Origin of the sequence: Agrobacterium genomosp. 2 str. CFBP 5494 (assembly GCF_900013495.1) — a bacterium.
GTDB lineage: Bacteria > Pseudomonadota > Alphaproteobacteria > Rhizobiales > Rhizobiaceae > Agrobacterium > Agrobacterium pusense.
In genome coordinates, this window is the sequence record NZ_LT009718.1 from 2295390 (window position 1) to 2311837 (window position 16448).

Annotated in this window: 15 protein-coding genes; 14 read left to right on the forward strand and 1 reads right to left on the reverse strand. The window is 59.8% G+C overall.

What is annotated here, in order from left to right:
* Nucleotides 1-25 precede the first annotated feature (25 nt).
* Entirely contained in the window at nt 26-1279 is a 1254-nt protein-coding gene (tyrS, locus tag AGR2A_RS11540) for a tyrosine--tRNA ligase (protein WP_080822940.1), read from the forward strand.
* Nucleotides 1280-1324: 45 nt separating this feature from the next.
* Here tyrS and AGR2A_RS11545 read toward each other — a convergent pair whose 3' ends face one another.
* Nucleotides 1325-4708, reverse strand: coding sequence for a YhdP family protein (locus tag AGR2A_RS11545; RefSeq protein ID WP_072494573.1), 3384 nt, complete (start codon nt 4706-4708; stop codon nt 1325-1327).
* Between the two features lie 235 nt (nt 4709-4943).
* Between AGR2A_RS11545 and bcp the strand changes: the two genes are divergently transcribed.
* From bcp to purS, 13 genes are all read left to right on the forward strand, one after another.
* On the forward strand, nt 4944-5411 hold the full coding sequence (gene bcp, locus AGR2A_RS11550; protein WP_004442409.1) for a thioredoxin-dependent thiol peroxidase: 468 nt from the start codon (nt 4944-4946) through the stop codon (nt 5409-5411).
* A gap of 17 nt (nt 5412-5428) precedes the next feature.
* On the forward strand, nt 5429-6250 hold the full coding sequence (locus AGR2A_RS11555; protein ID WP_080822941.1) for a ferritin-like domain-containing protein: 822 nt from the start codon (nt 5429-5431) through the stop codon (nt 6248-6250).
* 92 nt (nt 6251-6342) lie between these two features.
* Nucleotides 6343-7641, forward strand: coding sequence for a M23 family metallopeptidase (locus AGR2A_RS11560; protein ID WP_072494575.1), 1299 nt, complete (start codon nt 6343-6345; stop codon nt 7639-7641).
* Nucleotides 7642-7860: 219 nt separating this feature from the next.
* Nucleotides 7861-9357, forward strand: a complete 1497-nt coding sequence (locus tag AGR2A_RS11565; protein ID WP_072494576.1) for a DEAD/DEAH box helicase — start codon at nt 7861-7863, stop codon at nt 9355-9357.
* Nucleotides 9358-9365: 8 nt separating this feature from the next.
* Nucleotides 9366-9791, forward strand: a complete 426-nt coding sequence (locus tag AGR2A_RS11570; protein ID WP_004442420.1) for an NUDIX domain-containing protein — start codon at nt 9366-9368, stop codon at nt 9789-9791.
* Nucleotides 9792-10400: 609 nt separating this feature from the next.
* Nucleotides 10401-10640, forward strand: coding sequence for a hypothetical protein (locus AGR2A_RS29875; protein ID WP_080822942.1), 240 nt, complete (start codon nt 10401-10403; stop codon nt 10638-10640).
* Nucleotides 10641-10675: 35 nt separating this feature from the next.
* Complete coding sequence (locus tag AGR2A_RS11580; RefSeq protein WP_022556480.1) at nt 10676-11755, forward strand: ABC transporter substrate-binding protein; 1080 nt, start codon at nt 10676-10678, stop codon at nt 11753-11755.
* 132 nt (nt 11756-11887) lie between these two features.
* Complete coding sequence (gene rpe / locus AGR2A_RS11585; protein ID WP_004442425.1) at nt 11888-12565, forward strand: ribulose-phosphate 3-epimerase; 678 nt, start codon at nt 11888-11890, stop codon at nt 12563-12565.
* Between the two features lie 60 nt (nt 12566-12625).
* Nucleotides 12626-13132: a hypothetical protein gene (locus AGR2A_RS11590; protein WP_072494577.1), complete on the forward strand. Its 507-nt coding sequence runs from the start codon at nt 12626-12628 to the stop codon at nt 13130-13132.
* Nucleotides 13133-13213: 81 nt separating this feature from the next.
* Nucleotides 13214-14521 (forward strand): adenylosuccinate lyase, encoded by a 1308-nt coding sequence (purB, locus tag AGR2A_RS11595; protein WP_004442427.1) that lies wholly within the window; start codon nt 13214-13216, stop codon nt 14519-14521.
* Nucleotides 14522-14601: 80 nt separating this feature from the next.
* Nucleotides 14602-15165 carry an alpha/beta hydrolase gene (locus tag AGR2A_RS11600; RefSeq protein WP_072494578.1) on the forward strand — a complete coding sequence of 188 codons (564 nt, stop codon included), beginning with the start codon at nt 14602-14604 and terminating at the stop codon, nt 15163-15165.
* A 205-nt stretch (nt 15166-15370) separates the two neighbouring features.
* Entirely contained in the window at nt 15371-16135 is a 765-nt protein-coding gene (gene purC / locus AGR2A_RS11605) for a phosphoribosylaminoimidazolesuccinocarboxamide synthase (protein ID WP_004442430.1), read from the forward strand.
* Nucleotides 16136-16189: 54 nt separating this feature from the next.
* Nucleotides 16190-16432 carry a phosphoribosylformylglycinamidine synthase subunit PurS gene (gene purS, locus AGR2A_RS11610; protein WP_003507918.1) on the forward strand — a complete coding sequence of 81 codons (243 nt, stop codon included), beginning with the start codon at nt 16190-16192 and terminating at the stop codon, nt 16430-16432.
* The last annotated feature ends 16 nt before the right edge of the window (nt 16433-16448 follow it).

A 16448-nucleotide genomic window follows, 5' to 3' on the forward strand; every position in this document is an offset into this window, starting at 1 on the left:
AGATCAAACCAGAAAGTAAAAGGTTATGTCCAGGTTCAAGTCCGATTTCCTCCGCACGCTCGATGAGCGCGGCTTCATTCACCAGATCTCCGACGAGGCAGGTCTCGACGAATTGTTCGCCAAGGAAACCGTGACCGCCTATATCGGCTATGACCCGACGGCCTCGAGTTTGCATGTCGGCCACCTCACCCAGATCATGATGCTGCACTGGCTGCAGCAGACCGGCCACCAGCCGATCTCGCTGATGGGTGGCGGCACCGGCATGGTAGGCGACCCCTCCTTCAAGGAAGAGGCCCGCAAGCTGATGACGATCGACATGATCGAGGAGAACATCACCTCGCTCAAGCACGTCTTCGCCAACTACCTCGATTACGACCGTCCCGGCAACCCGGCGCTGATGATCAACAATGCCGACTGGCTGCGCGGATTGAACTATCTCGAATTCCTGCGTGACGTCGGCCGCCACTTCTCGGTCAACCGCATGCTGTCCTTCGACAGCGTGAAGACACGCCTCGATCGCGAGCAGTCGCTGTCCTTCCTCGAATTCAACTACATGATCCTGCAGGCCTACGATTTCGTGGAACTGAACCAGCGCACGGGGTGCCGCCTGCAGATGGGCGGCTCTGACCAGTGGGGCAACATCATCAACGGCATCGACCTGGGTCACCGCATGGGGACACCGCAGCTTTACGCGCTGACCTCTCCGCTTCTGACCACCTCCTCGGGTGCGAAGATGGGCAAGTCGGCCTCGGGCGCCGTGTGGCTGAACAAGGACCTGCTGCCGGTCTATGATTTCTGGCAATACTGGCGCAACACCGAAGATGCCGACGTCGTTCGCTTCGCCAAGCTCTTCACGACCCTGCCGATGGAAGAGATCGCCCGTCTGGCTACGCTCGGTGGATCGGAAATCAACGAGGCCAAGAAAATTCTGGCGACCGAGGTAACCGCGATCCTGCACGGCCGTGCCGCTGCGGAAGAAGCCGCGGAAACGGCGCGCAAGACCTTCGAAGAGGGCGCGCTGGCCGAAAACCTGCCTTCCATCGAGGTTCCGGCCTCCGAACTTGAAGCTGGCGTCGGCGTCCTCTCGCTCATCGTCCGCGCAGGTCTCGCCGGTTCGAATGGCGAGGCCCGCCGCCACGTTCAGGGCGGTGCGGTGAAGATCAATGATCAGGGCGTTTCCGACGAGCGCCAGATGATCGGCACCGGCGAAGTGACCAGTGATGGCGTCATCAAGCTGTCGGTAGGCAAGAAGAAGCACGTGCTGGTTCGCCCGGCCTGACGCCCACACCGAACCTGTCATTGAGGGCCGCGAAAGCGGCCCTTTTTACTGGAACTCGAAAATCTGCCTGAAAACACCGGGCGCAATCAGCGACAGCGGGTTGATCGTCAGCTTCGGCTGGTCCGTCTGGCCGGAAAGCTTGAAGGTAATGCCGAGCAGGCCGCGGTCGCGCCCGTTGCCGAGGAAGATGCCGATAAAGGGCAACTCGCCGAACAGCCGGTTCAGCCCGTAGGCGGGCATGAAGGTGCCGGTCATGTCCATGCGGCCATTCTGATCCTTCAGCAGCCCCTGAAACGTTGCGCCGATCTGTTCACCGCGCACAACCCCGTTTTCCACCGCGATCGAACCGTTGACATACACAACCCGAGCAAAGCCGCGCTGGAACTTCTCCGAACTGACATCGATGTTGCGGCGGACCGCATTGTTGAGGCTCCTGCCATCCTCGCCCGTGGGCGTTGCGACGATGTCCTGCAACTTGGCCTCGTTGACCACCGAGAAATTGCGCAGATCCAGCGAGCCGCTCCAGTCGCTGCCATTGGCGGTCGTCAGTGCTAGGTTGAGAAGGCCGCCACGAATGCGGCTGTAGATATTGGCAAACCGCGCGAGCGAACCCGCATCGCTGCTGGTCAATGTCACAGTCCCCGTCGCGCCGCGATTGGTGGTCTGCGCGACCACCGCCTGTCCGTTGCCGGTCACGCCGCGAAAATCGATCGAGCGCACCTTGCCGTCACGCACGCTGACATCGGAATTGACATTGGCAAGGATCTCATCGTTGAACCCGTAGACCTTGTCAAACTGCGCCTTGATGGAAAGAGATGGCTGCGAACGAGACGTACCATCGCCACCGCCGGCGGGACTGCGCAGCTTCGACAGGAAAGGCCTTAGATCCGCGGATTTTCCGGAAGCATTGATAATATAGCCGTTTTTCGAAGCAGCCAACGAAACGGCATAATTATCGGAGGGCGAAAGCTGCACGCGGCTGAGATCGGCCGAGATCAGACCGCTCTTGTTGAAGGCAATGTCGCCGGCGGCGCCGAAACCATCGCCATCGAGGGAAAAATCCGTGATTGCGGTACGACCGTCCGCCACTTCCATGGTAAAGGCGGCTTTTGCCGGAATGCCGATGCCCTTGCTCCAGCCAAGCCCCGGAAGAATGATCGACGCCTTGGTCAGATCGAGCCTTACGTCCTGGCGTTTGGGATCGGCACCGTCGATCTCCAAAACGGTTGTGCCGCCGAGAACCGAGGACAGCTCCGGCGCGAGTTTGGCGACCTGTGTTTCGGTCAACGTGGCCTTCAGGGACAGGGTGGGAGCCACACCGCTGTTCTTGCGCACGGGCTCCGTCATCTCGATATCCATCGGCACGTCATCGACGCGGCCTTTGCCCTGAAGCAGGAGCTGACGGTCGTTCAACGTCATGAAGCCGTCCAGCGCCGTGACCTTGTGGCCGGCGAAGGGTTTCGTCAGCGACAGGTTTTTCAGATCGAGATCGGCCGTCCACACCGGCGGTGGCGGGTTCTGGCTGGAAAGCAGGCCGATGGTCAGTTTCGCATTGGCTTGCACATCGCCGGCGAAATCCTCCGGCTTGAACTGCGTGTCCTTGAGCGCGTTGATCGGCTTCAGTGTCGCAAGCTCCGCTACGGCGTCTGCGGAGCCCGATACGCTGAGTTCGAGATTTCCAAGCAGAGGCTTGTCATAAACCGAGGAAATCACGAACCGGCTGTTCTCAAGCGCCAGCGAACGGTTGGACGGGAAATAGGACGTCGCCCGCCTGATTTCGACGGCCATCTTGCCGCCTACGAGATCGAAATGCGCATCGACATCACGCAGGGGCGGAATGTCGCCGGTGGTGTTGAGACGCGTATCGTCAATGTCGAAACGAATCTGCATTTCGCTCTCGCCGAGCACCAGCGGGCAACCGGGACCGCACATCCGGCCCTGCGGGATGAAGATTGCGATCGAGCCATTGGTGACCGTGCCGCCATAAAGATTGGAAACCACCCAGTCGCGCGGCTTGTGCGCCATCCAGAAAGGCCAGAGCTGCTTGACCGCCGTGGCCTCCATCTTCGGTATCTGTCCGCCGAAGCTGATTTCGGGCGACCCTTCGCCGAACCGCATTTTCAGCGATCCCGCCATGTCTCCGAGTGGGCTTGTGACATAAAGCGATGAAACGTCGAGTTGCTTCGTCGCGGCCGTGAAGTGACCGTCCGCCTTCAGGCTGAAAGGAACCGGGGCCTCGCCCGAGGCTTCGGACGAAGCAACCGCATCGTCGATGCGGAGGGACAGACCAAAACCCTCCTCCGTATCGCTGATTACGCCGACGACCGGAATGATCGTGCGTCCAAGTTCCACCCGCGAGTTGTCGATGACAAGCGTGCTTTTTGCGAAATCGTAGCGCGCGTTCACAGTGCCGGCCGTGAAGGGCTGGGCCTCGCCGCCGATCCGAAGCGTGCCGTTACCGAGGCCGAGCGAGATGTCGAGACGCGGCTCCAGCCCCTCCTTGGCCCGGCGGGCAACGATGTTGATGCCCGTCTTGACATTCAGCCCCTCATGGAGGTTGCCGTCCGGATCGTATTTTTCCAGAAACGGGCCAATGTCGAAGCCATCGATACGGGCCTGGAAACCGTCGATCACGCCGCCCGCACCTGAGGTCTTGAGTGACACGCTGGCGATTTCGCCGTTGAACAGCGTTTCCCCGTCAAGCGAATAGCCGCCCTGCTGGTCTGGCGTCAGCGACAGTTCCCGCACCTCGATGGTGCGCGGCTTTCCCAGTTCGCCCGGTGGCAGATGAACGGAGACGCTGGAAATATCGATTTCCTCGGTTCCGCTGCTCAGGAAAGCCTGTGCCAGCTTGTCGAGCTGCCCGAAGGCTTCCTGCAATTGCAGCGGCACGGCGTCGAGCTTGACGCTGGCAAGATCGAACCCGTTGCCCTTGGGCAAAAGCGCCGTATCCAGCTCCATCCCGTCGGCTTCTAGGCTCTCCACCGACACGCGACCCGCCAGAAGCGCGAGGGGATCGAGCGCCATGCCGATCGCCCGCGCCCTGCTCAGATGCTGGCCGGATTCCTTCTCGACGATATCCACATCCTCCGCCACCAGCGCAAGGCGCAGTCCGGTGGAGAACCTGATCGCCGATGATCCGATTCGCGCGCTGTAATGCGGTCCGAGCGCCCGTTCCAGCGCCTGCTGCGCCTGGCTGGACAGCGCATTGTCAATCGAACCGGTCTCGACGGAAAGAATGATGCCGCCGATGGAGAGGAAGGCGAGCACGAAAAGAGCCGCGAAAACCTTGAGGAAAGCACGCGCCATGGAACGCGGCGGCGGGCAATGCACGATGATGGGATCCTCGGCCTGAGCCGAAGGCAGATCGTGCAGCGCAACGATATCGCGCCTGCCGAACTTGACCTTTTCACCCCTGACTTCAGCCATACGCCCGTATTTGCCCCTGAATAGCTTTTGTTTCGCCGCAACACCGGAGCGGGATGGCGAAAAGTGTAAGCGGTCCTCGTCTGGAATCCCGCTCAAATTCCTTAACCCGGATCACGGTTGGGATTTGAGGTCGAAACGATCTGAAATCCCAATCGTGATCTGGACGACGCGCGGTTTCGCTATATATCGAATGTGGCAACTTTCACTCAACATCCCGGCGAAAGAAAGGTAGATTATGACAGACTTGACGATTGGCGGCCCGGCTCCCGATTTCACTTTGCCCCGCAACGGTGAAGGGACGGTGACATTGTCCAAACTCCAAGGCAAGGCCGTCGTTCTTTATTTCTACCCCAAGGACGACACGTCCGGCTGCACCGCCGAAGCGATCGATTTCAGCGCGCTGGGCGGTGAATTCGAAGCGGCCAACACGGTTGTCATCGGCATTTCGCCCGACAGCGTCAAAAGCCACGACAAGTTTGCGGCAAAACATTCGCTTTCCGTCATGCTCGCGTCTGACGAGGAGAGGAAGGTTCTGGAAGCCTATGGCGTCTGGAAGGAAAAAAGCATGTATGGGAAAAAATACATGGGTGTCGAACGCACTACATTCCTCGTTGGACCGGACGGCAAGATCGCGGAGATCTGGAACAAGGTGAAGGTCGCCGGCCATGCCCAGGCCGTTCTCGACGCAGCGAAGAAACTCTGAGGGACCAACCCGTTGTGATGCCCCCGTTCAAAATCATGTCGCTGCGCGGTGGTGCGACGGATGCTATCGCAAGCGCCGATCTCGACAGGAAGACCGCGCTCGCACAGGAGACGGCGACACGGTGGTTGGAGCGCCGCCTGTCGCTGCGCTCTCCGCTGGACCCGCCCCTGCCAGAGCGCCCGGGCAGGCCGGAAAAGCCGGAACTCGTTCCGCCGACCGCAGTGGAACGCCGCTCGCTTAACAGCGTCAAGGGCCGTATCGCGCTGCTGCACGCCATTGCCCATATCGAACTCAACGCCGTCGATCTCGCGCTCGACATTGTCGCCCGTTATGCCAGCGAGCCGGTGCCGCATTCCTTTTTCGATGGCTGGATGCAGGTCGCCTTCGAAGAGGCAAAACATTTCCGGCTGGTGCGCGACCGGCTGAGAAGCCTCGGTGCAGACTATGGCGATCTGCCCGCCCATGACGGGCTGTGGCAGGCGGCGCATTCCACCCGCAACGATCTCACCGCACGGCTTGCCGTCGTGCCGCTCATCCTCGAAGCGCGCGGACTGGACGTCACCCCTTCCCTGCAGGCGAAGATGCGCGAAACCGGCGATCTCGAAAGCGCCGCCGTTCTGGACGTCATCTATAATGACGAAAAGGGCCACGTCGCCATCGGTGCAAAATGGTTCCGGTTCCTCTGTGCCCGTGAGAAGAAGGATCCGGCCGCAACCTTCAGGCAACTGGTGCGCGCCAATTTCCGCGGCCCTTTGAAACCGCCCTTTAATGACGTTGCCCGCGCCGAGGCCGGCCTGACGCCATCCTTTTACCGCTCGCTCACATCCGTCAGCCAGTAGCCGACGCTGCCGAAACTCTACTCCGGCAAAACTTCGTTAACCTTAACGAATTATGATTTCCTTCAAGAAATCGGCCAGTCCGGAGAGAGATTGTGACTGATACGGCGGAAAACCGGGTATTTGGCAAAAAGCGTGAGCCGCACGTGCTCATTCTCGCGCGCGGCGACAAGGTGCGGCACATGACCATCCGGCCGTGGATGGCGGCGCTTGCCGGCTGCACGATCGGCCTTTTTTCGCTCGGTTATCTCGGCGCCACCGGCTACCTTATCCTGCGGGACGACCTGATCGGCGCGACAATGGCGCGCCAGACCCGCATTCAGAACGATTACGAAGACCGCATCGCAGCCCTGAGAGCCCAGGTGGACCGCGTCACCTCCAGGCAGTTGCTGGATCAGCAGGTCGTTGAAAAGAAAGTGGAAAAGCTTCTGCAACAGCAGGCGGCGCTGACCTCGCGGCACGGCCGCATGAGCGAACTGCTGGAACGCGCGGAAAACTCCGGCGTCGCGACGTCGCCGACAGCACCCTCGTCCCTTTCAAACGCCATGGCGCCGGAAAAGCGCGCCGATCTGTCGGGCGGTCTCTCGGCGATCGAAAAGCTGATGACACCGCGCGCACCACAGCCGGAACAACCCACCGCGAACGACAGACGGGCTGCTTACCAGCCGGAAGGCGGCGAGACGCCCTCGGACCGCGCCGATCGCGTATTTTCAAAGGTAACTCTGTCGCTGAAGGACATCGAGCGCCAGCAGATATCGCGGATAGCGCAACTGACGAGCGACGCCGAAGACAAGGCGAGTGCGATGCAGGACATTATCCGCCAGGCCGGGCTCAAGATCGATGAGAGCGGCACCGCCGACATGGGCGGACCCTATGCGGAGCCAGAGCGCGGCGAAACCGATCCCTTCAGCCTGTCGCTGACCAATCTCGACACCGCTCTCAACCGGCTGGACGTCGTCAGGGAAACGGCGACGACCCTGCCCTTCGGCAACCCGGCACCCGGCAGGGCGATCACCAGTCGATTCGGCAATCGGATGGATCCGTTTCTCGGCCGCCCGGCGCTACATACCGGCATCGATTTTCGTGCCGAAACCGGCGCAGACGTCAAATCCACCGGCGCTGGAAAGGTGACGGTGGCGGAAAATTCCGGCGGTTACGGCAATATGGTCGAGATCGATCACGGCCAGGGCGTGTCCACCCGATTCGGCCATCTCTCCGCCATTCTGGTCAAGGCCGGCGACCGGGTCGAAGCCGGCGACGTAATCGGCCGCGCCGGCAGCACCGGCCGTTCCACCGGTCCGCACGTGCATTATGAAGTGCGCCGCAACGATACGCCCGTGGATCCGATGCGGTTTCTGATCGCCGGGGCAGAGCTTAAAACCTATTTGAAATAGCGTCTCGGTTTTAACGCTTTTTTTGCTCTTTTAACGATAAATCCCAAAAAACCACGCCTGAGGCTTAAAAGCCCAGCCGCGAGCGGCACGTTTAACGCGCTTTTCCCGTTGTTTCCTTGACTTTCCGGCAATTTGGGCCTATCCCCGCGCCAAGTCTTTGCAAGTGCCGTCGCGGCACGCAGGTGTTCTTACCGAACCAGAACGGAAAAAGTTCTTCCTTTGACAACATTCTCTGATCTTGGCCTGAGCCAAAAAGTTCTTTCCGCTATTGCAGATGCCGGCTACACGACGCCGACACCCATTCAGGCTGGCGCCATTCCGCCGGCGCTGGAAAAGCGTGATATCTGCGGTATCGCACAGACCGGCACGGGCAAAACCGCGTCATTCGTTCTGCCGATGCTGACCCTGCTTGAGAAGGGCCGCGCACGCGCCAGAATGCCGCGCACGCTGATCCTCGAGCCGACGCGCGAGCTTGCGGCACAGGTGGCGGAGAATTTCGAGAAATACGGCAAGAATCACAAGCTGAACGTCGCCCTCCTGATCGGCGGTGTTTCCTTCGAAGACCAGGACCGCAAGCTGGAACGTGGCGCCGATGTGCTGATCTGCACCCCTGGCCGCCTTCTTGACCATTGCGAACGCGGCAAGCTGCTGATGACCGGCGTGGAAATCCTTGTCATCGACGAAGCCGACCGCATGCTCGACATGGGCTTCATTCCTGACATCGAGCGCATCGCCAAGATGATCCCCTTTACCCGCCAGACGCTGTTCTTCTCGGCCACCATGCCGCCGGAAATACAGAAGCTGGCTGATCGCTTCCTGCAGAACCCCGTCCGTGTCGAGGTCGCCAAGCCCTCCTCTACTGCAAAGACCGTTGCCCAGCGCATCGTCGCCGCCCATAACAAGGACTACGAAAAGCGCGCCGTCCTGCGCGATCTCGTCCGCGCCGAAGAGGCTGAACTCAAGAACGCCATCATCTTCTGCAACCGCAAGAAGGATGTGGCCGATCTTTTCCGTTCGCTCGACCGCCACGGCTTTTCCGTCGGCGCGCTGCATGGCGACATGGACCAGCGTTCGCGCACGACGATGCTGCAGAACTTCAAGGACGGCAATCTGAAGCTGCTCGTCGCCTCGGACGTCGCCGCACGCGGGCTTGATATCCCCGATGTCAGCCACGTCTTCAACTTCGATATTCCCATTCATTCGGAAGACTATGTTCACCGCATCGGCCGCACCGGCCGTGCCGGCCGCTCGGGCAAGGCTTTCACCATCGTCACCAGAAGCGACACCAAATATCTCGACGCCATCGAAAAGCTGATCGGCGAAAAGATCGAGTGGCTGAACGGTGATCTCTCCACCCTCCCCGCGCCGATGGAAAGCTTCGAAAGCAATTCCGGCCGTCGGGGCAAGGAACGGGGCGGCAGAGGCCGCGACCGTAACCGCCGGGACGCCGCACCGGTCGAAAACATCAATCAGGGCGCACAATCCGCTGCGGACGCAGATATCGCGGCTCATGGAGACGACAAGGTGAAAGCAGAACGCAAGCAGGAAAAGGCCCCGCGCAATTCCGACCGCAACAGTCGCAATCAGCTGCACGCCAATGACGACAACCGCGACCGTCGCCGCCACTATCGCGACCATGACGATGGCCCGACACCGGTTGGCTTCGGCGATGACATTCCCGCCTTCATGCTGATCGTGGCCAACGCCAAGGCCTGACCACAGCAATGGACACGATGACGTCGACCATCAAGCCGGGCCTCGATTTTCCGGGCGTCGGCGTGGGCCTTGTCATATTGCGTGAAGGCCGCCTCCTTTTATGCCGGCGCATGAAAGCGCCGGAAGCCGGGTATTGGAGCATCCCTGGCGGCAAAGTCGATCATCTCGAAACGTCGCTAGCCGCGGCGCGGCGCGAAGCCGAGGAAGAGACCGGGCTGACGATCGGCCACGTCGAATTTCTCTGCCATAGCGAATTTATCGACGCAGTAGACCGCCATCACTGGGTCTCCCTGATCTTCGTCACCCGCGACACAACGGGTCAGCCTTCGCTTACGGAGCCGGATAAGCTCTCCGCCATCGACTGGTTCGATCTCGACAAACTTCCTGAGCCGATCTCCGCCTTTGCAAAGGACGCTCTGGCCGCCCTGAAATAATGCTGGGGCAGCCCCGGGCGTCGAATAATGACGTCGGATGCGGAATTTTCAAAATCGAAAACGGCGGATCAGATTGGGTCGAAGCCAGAATTTCGGACAACGGCACGCTTAATCCACGCCATTTCTTTTCTAGAACGCTTATCGCGAGAGAATGGCTTTGCGTAAAGTTCTCCGAATTCAATTTTAAATTGCTTAAATTAGAGCTATGTAAAAAACCGCCCCAGTTTCCTGAAGCGGTTTATACGTAATAAAAAAATAGAATATAGAAGCGAATATAGTCTGGCAGCGCTTATGATCGGAACACTTTCCGAGGCTTTTTACAGCCAATTTCAGTCGTCCCCTGAAACAATTCCATCTAAGCCAATCATTTACTTTCCGTCAAGCAATTCTTCTCGCAAATGCGAAAAAAACATGGCGAAAAAGAGGTGGGGAATTAGAAGGTTTCTATATTAAACTTAGATATCAATAAATTACAGATATGAAAATAAAATGTGCAGATTTATAACGTGCACTGCAAAAGGCATAATCAGCAACAAGGCCTTCGCTGGAGTGTGCTTATACGCGCCACTTGTAATAGTTTTATGAAGTAAAACGGCACGTGGCGGACTTATGAAATACTTCTTCAGTAAAGCGGTACAGAAAGAAGATATCGGGGCGAAAAAGAGCAGCGCTGCGGTATGGCCGCGAGGCACCATTATCGGCCGACGGCAACAACCACAAGATGCCGCGTCCATCTCGTCATTCGGATCGCCCGACATCGAAGCCAAGCCGCCGCAGTCCAGGCGCCAGCGTGCGATTATGATGGACGACCGGCGATTTTTCCTTTGGAAAACCGATTGGTGCCGATAAACATCAGATCGGGACAACAGGATTTCGATCACGTCATGCTTTCACTTCGCCTGCTAACGATCATCGCCGGTTTTGCCTTTGCGGGTTCAGCAAGCGCGGCATCGATCGGGATCGTTGCCCCGCAGAGCGGCCCCTACGAGCTTCTCGGGCAACAGGTCCGGCAGGGCGCCAAGGCGGCAGCCGCAAAACTCGGCCTGGATGTCGTGGAGATTCACGAGAGCTGCGAAGACGGCAGTGGCGGCGCGATTGCCGATGGCCTCGTGGCGGCGAAAGTCAGCGCCGCGATCGGCTTCCTGTGCACGGAAACGCTTCAGGACGTTCTGCCGCCGCTCAAGGCCGCGGCCATTCCGGCCATCACGCTTTCCAGCCGCGCACCCATCCTGATGGAGGACGCGCTGAAATATGGCTGGCCGCTTTTTCGCCTCGCCCCATCGGATCGGGCCGAATCGGCAAGGGCTGCGGAAGTCATTCTTCGCGACTGGAAAGGCCACCCGATCGGGCTCGTGGATGACGGCACGATCTACAGCCGCGAATTGGTCGACCGTATCCGCTCTACGCTGGAGGAAAACGGGCTGAAGCCCACCTTTGCCGATACGATGCGACCCAATCAGGAACAGCAGGTGGCGCTTGTGCGCCGGCTGGCGCGCACCGGCATTACCCATGTCTTCATCGGCGCGGAACGAAACGATATCGCCGTCGTGGCACGGGACGCCGCTTCAGAGAATTTTCCGCTCACCATTCTGGGCGGCGATACGCTGAACGCCGCCAACACCCCCCTCGCGCTGGCTGCGAACGTGATGGCCATCACGCGCCCGGCCTATGACACACTGCCTTCGGCGCAGGGGGCGGCCGGCGAACTGCGCGCCGCAGGCATCGAACCCGAAGGTTACGTTCTTCCAGCCTATGCCGCCACCGAACTGACGGCGGCGCTGGCGGAAGCGGCCCAGGCGCAGTCGAAACCGGCGCCGGAGATACTGGCGTCCGGCACGGCCTTCAAAACCGTGATTGGCGATCTCGCATTCAACCCGTCGCATGAGCTTTCGGACAATCCCTACCGCCTGCAGCGCTGGAACGGCCAGCGCTTCGAACCGGCGGACAAAGCCGAAAGGCAGTAGCTGCAGCCAGCACCGGGACAAATTCGCGGAGCGGCAGCGGAAAACCATCAGCAACCTCACCGCTGACCGTTTCAAACCCCGATGCATGGTGTTAAAGGCAAACTTACGCAACGCGTCGAGAGGAGTTTGCCCATGTCCCTGCCCATCCGGATAGCACCGTCGATCCTAGCTTCCAATTTCGCCAAGCTCGGACAGGAAGTCGCCGATGTCACCGAGGCCGGCGCGGACTGGATTCATCTCGATGTCATGGACGGGCATTTCGTGCCGAACATTTCCTTCGGGCCTGATGTCATCAAGGCGCTTCGGCCGCACAGCAATGCCTTCTTCGATTGCCATTTGATGATCGCCCCCGTCGATCCCTATCTCGAAGCCTTTGCCAAGGCCGGCTGTGACAGCATCACGGTGCATGCGGAGGCCGGCCCCCACCTGCACCGCTCTCTCCAGACCATTCGCGGACTGGGCCTGAAGGCTGGCGTCACGCTCAACCCGGCAACGCCGCTTTCCGTTATCGAAAACGTGCTCGATGATGTCGACCTCGTGCTGATCATGAGCGTCAATCCCGGCTTCGGCGGCCAGAAATTCATTCCCGCCATGCTCGACAAGATCCGCGCAGCCAAGGCGATGATCGGTCAGCGGCCGATCGAACTGGAAGTGGATGGCGGCGTGACGGCGCAGACCGCAGGCGATATCATCGCCGCCGGCGCCAATGCATTGGTAGCGGGCTCCGCAGTCTTCAAAGGCGATGGCGTGGAGGATTATCGCAAGACGATCGCCCTCCTGCGCACGGCCGCGGAAGCCGGACGGGCGTAATCCGTCACCGCCGAATGCGGAAAGCCGGATGCGGCACAACGAGGCGTCGGGGGGAATGTCATGGAAAGCGGCAGGCGGAATTTCCGCGACAGGGCTCTTCCAGCATTGTTCATTCTGCTTGGCGCGCTTGGCTGGAGCGTTTGTTCAGCGGCGTCGGCCGCCATCGGCCTCTATGCCCGTAACAGGCTGGAAACCGATCACGTCGCCGATATCATCACGCTTTTCTTCACGGGCGGATTTTTCGGCTGGCTGCTGGCGCTGGCAGCATTGCGCGTTCTCCCTGCCTTAAAATCCCAACCATTGCGTCTTGCGACAGCATGTCTCGCAATCGCTTTCTTCACGCTCGCCGTGGCGGCAGCATTGTTCGCGTTCGAGTACCGCATCTTTTATGCGCAATGGCATGCGCCAACCTTTTCCCGCATCTGGTTTTTTCAGCAGCTTTTCACGTCGCTCGGTGCAGTCTACCAGTTCGTCGTTCTGGGACTTGGTCTTTATTTTCCCTTCGCCGCACTTCCGCTCGTGCCCGCAGGGGCAATGCTCTGCCGGCGTGCACCGCAAGCGGCGTAGGCATGCAGCTTGATAGATTGAGATTAGCGGAACACTTTGCTAAACGGGCAGCAAATTTCCTCTACTAAGAAAGTCATTGCCATGATCCCTCGTTACTCCCGGCCGGAAATGGTCGCCATCTGGTCGCCGGAAACAAAATTCCGCATCTGGTTCGAGATCGAGGCGCATGCCTGTGACGCGCTGGCCGAGCTCGGCGTCATCCCGAAGTCAGCAGCCCAGACCATCTGGGAAAAGGGCGGCAGCGCCACCTTCGACGTCGCCCGCATCGATGAGATCGAGGCCGTCACCAAGCATGATGTCATCGCCTTCCTCACCCATCTCGCAGAATTCGTCGGTCCCGACAGCCGCTTCGTGCATCAGGGCATGACCTCGTCGGACGTGCTCGATACCACGCTCAACATCCAGCTCGTGCGCGCCGCCGATCTGCTGCTCGCCGACATGGACCGGGTGCTCGCGGCTCTCAAGACCCGGGCCTTCGAACACAAGAACACGGTGCGCATCGGCCGTAGCCACGGCATCCATGCCGAACCGACGACGATGGGCCTCACCTTCGCCCGCTTCTACGCCGAGATGCACCGCAACCGTGAGCGCCTCGTGAACGCCCGCGCCGAAATCGCCACCGGCGCAATCTCCGGCGCTGTCGGCACCTTCGCCAATATCGACCCCCGCGTCGAGGAACATGTCTGCGAAAAGCTCGGACTCATCCCCGAGCCGGTTTCCACGCAGGTCATCCCGCGTGACCGTCACGCCATGTTCTTCGCCACCCTTGGCGTCATCGCCTCGTCGATTGAAAACGTCGCCATCGAAATCCGCCACATGCAGCGCACCGAAGTTCTGGAAGCGGAAGAGTTCTTCTCTCCCGGCCAGAAGGGCTCGTCGGCCATGCCGCACAAGCGTAACCCGGTTCTCACTGAAAACCTCACCGGCCTCGCCCGTCTGGTGCGCATGTCGGTCGTCCCGGCCATGGAAAACGTTGCCCTCTGGCACGAGCGCGACATCAGCCACTCCTCCGTGGAGCGCGCCATCGGCCCCGACACGACAGTCACTCTGGACTTCGCATTGAACCGTCTGGCAGGCGTCATCGAAAAGCTGGTGATCTACCCGGACAACATGCTGAAGAACATGAACAAGTTCCGTGGTCTCGTGCATTCGCAGCGCGTTCTCCTGGCGCTGACGCAGGCTGGCGTATCGCGCGAAGACGCCTATCGTCTGGTCCAGCGCAATGCCATGAAGGTCTGGGAACAGGGTGCGGACTTCCTTGAGGAACTGCTGGGCGACGAGGAAGTGCGCGCTGCGCTCCCCGAAGAGGTCATCCGCGAAAAATTCGACCTCGGTTACCACACCAAGCATGTCGATACGATCTTCGCCCGCGTCTTCGGCAACGCCTGAGACTTGAGCTGAACCCGAGAGCTTGACGTTAATGCCGCCGCGACCTTGATCGCGGCGGCATCACAACACAGATATGGCGCATGAAAGTTTCAGAAGCAGATATCCTGATCGTCCCCGGTTATACCAATTCCGGCCCGGACCACTGGCAGAGCCGCTGGGAGCGCAAGCTCTCCACCGCCCGCCGTGTCGAGCAGGCGGAATGGTCGAAACCGGTGAAGGAAGATTGGGTCGCCAGGCTGGTAGAGGAGGTCAACGCCTCCACCAGGCCCGTCGTCCTCGTTGCCCATTCGCTTGGCGTTCCAACGGTGATCCACGCATTGCCTGAAATCGGCAAGAAGGTATCCGGCGCGCTTCTCGTTGCGCCGCCTGATGTCGCCAATCCCGAAATCAGGCCGAAGCATCTCATGACCTTCGGGCCTTACCCGCGCGATCCGCTGCCCTTTCCGGCGATCACCATCGCCAGCCGCAACGATCCCTTCGGCTCTTATGAACACGCCGACGACATCGCTGCTGCCTGGGGTTCGCTTTTGATCGATGCCGGCATGTCCGGCCACATCAATGCCGAGTCCGGGCACGGCCCGTGGCCGGAGGGCGGCATGGTCTTCGCGCAATTCCTGAGCCGCCTCAGAGGCGTCGAGCCATGACGAGAGCCGCCAACTGAAATCCGCATCGCCGCCCGCCCCTGCCGCGGCCCGGTTTTGCGGATGAAACAGTTCGGCGGCCCTGTCACAAGAATTGAAGGGAAATATGCCAGCCGCATTGTAGAATGCACTCTTTTCCTTTATGGGACCGCTTCAAAGACCAAACGCAACGCCACCAGAATCGGCGTCAACCAAGAGACCTGCAATTATGAACCGTCGCCGCCGTATTTACGAAGGCAAGGCCAAGATCCTTTACGAGGGTCCGGAGCCAGGCACGCTTATCCAGTTCTTCAAGGACGATGCGACCGCCTTCAACAAGAAGAAGCATGAAGTCATCGACGGCAAGGGCGTGCTGAACAACCGTATCTGCGAATACGTCTTCACGCATCTGAACAAGATCGGCATTCCCACCCACTTCATCCGCCGCCTCAACATGCGCGAGCAGCTGATCAAGGAAGTGGAGATGATCCCGCTCGAGGTCGTCGTGCGCAATGTCGCCGCCGGCTCGCTTTCCAAGCGCCTCGGCATCGAGGAAGGCGTGGTGCTGCCACGCTCGATCATCGAGTTTTATTACAAGTCGGATGAGCTCGAAGACCCGATGGTCTCCGAAGAGCACATCACGGCTTTCGGCTGGGCCAACCCCGCCGAGCTTGACGACATCATGGCGCTCGCCATCCGCGTCAACGACTTCCTCTCCGGCCTGTTCCTCGGCGTCGGCATTCAGCTCGTCGATTTCAAGATCGAATGTGGCCGCCTCTTCGAAGGCGATATGATGCGCATCATCCTCGCCGACGAGATTTCGCCCGACAGCTGCCGTCTCTGGGACATCGAGACCCAGAAGAAGATGGACAAGGACCTCTTCCGACGCGATCTGGGCGGTCTTCTGGAAGCTTATTCCGAAGTGGCGCGCCGTCTCGGCATCATCAATGAAAACGAACCGATCCGCGGCACCGGTCCTGTTCTGGTAAAGTAATATCGGCTCGTGAAATAATATTGGCCTCGTAGGGTAAAATCAGGAGAAGATCAGGTGATCAAGGCACGGGTGACTGTTACGCTGAAGAACGGCGTTCTCGATCCGCAGGGCAAGGCAATCGAAGGCGCGCTTGGCAGCCTCGGTTTTGGTGGCGTCGGCCATGTCCGTCAGGGCAAGGTTTTCGATCTGGAACTGGAAGGCGCCGACAAGGCGAAGGCCGAAACCGATCTGAAGGCAATGTGCGAAAAGCTCTTGGCCAACACGGTCATCGAAAACTACGCCATCGCCATTCTCTAAGCTCCAGGAGCCGCCG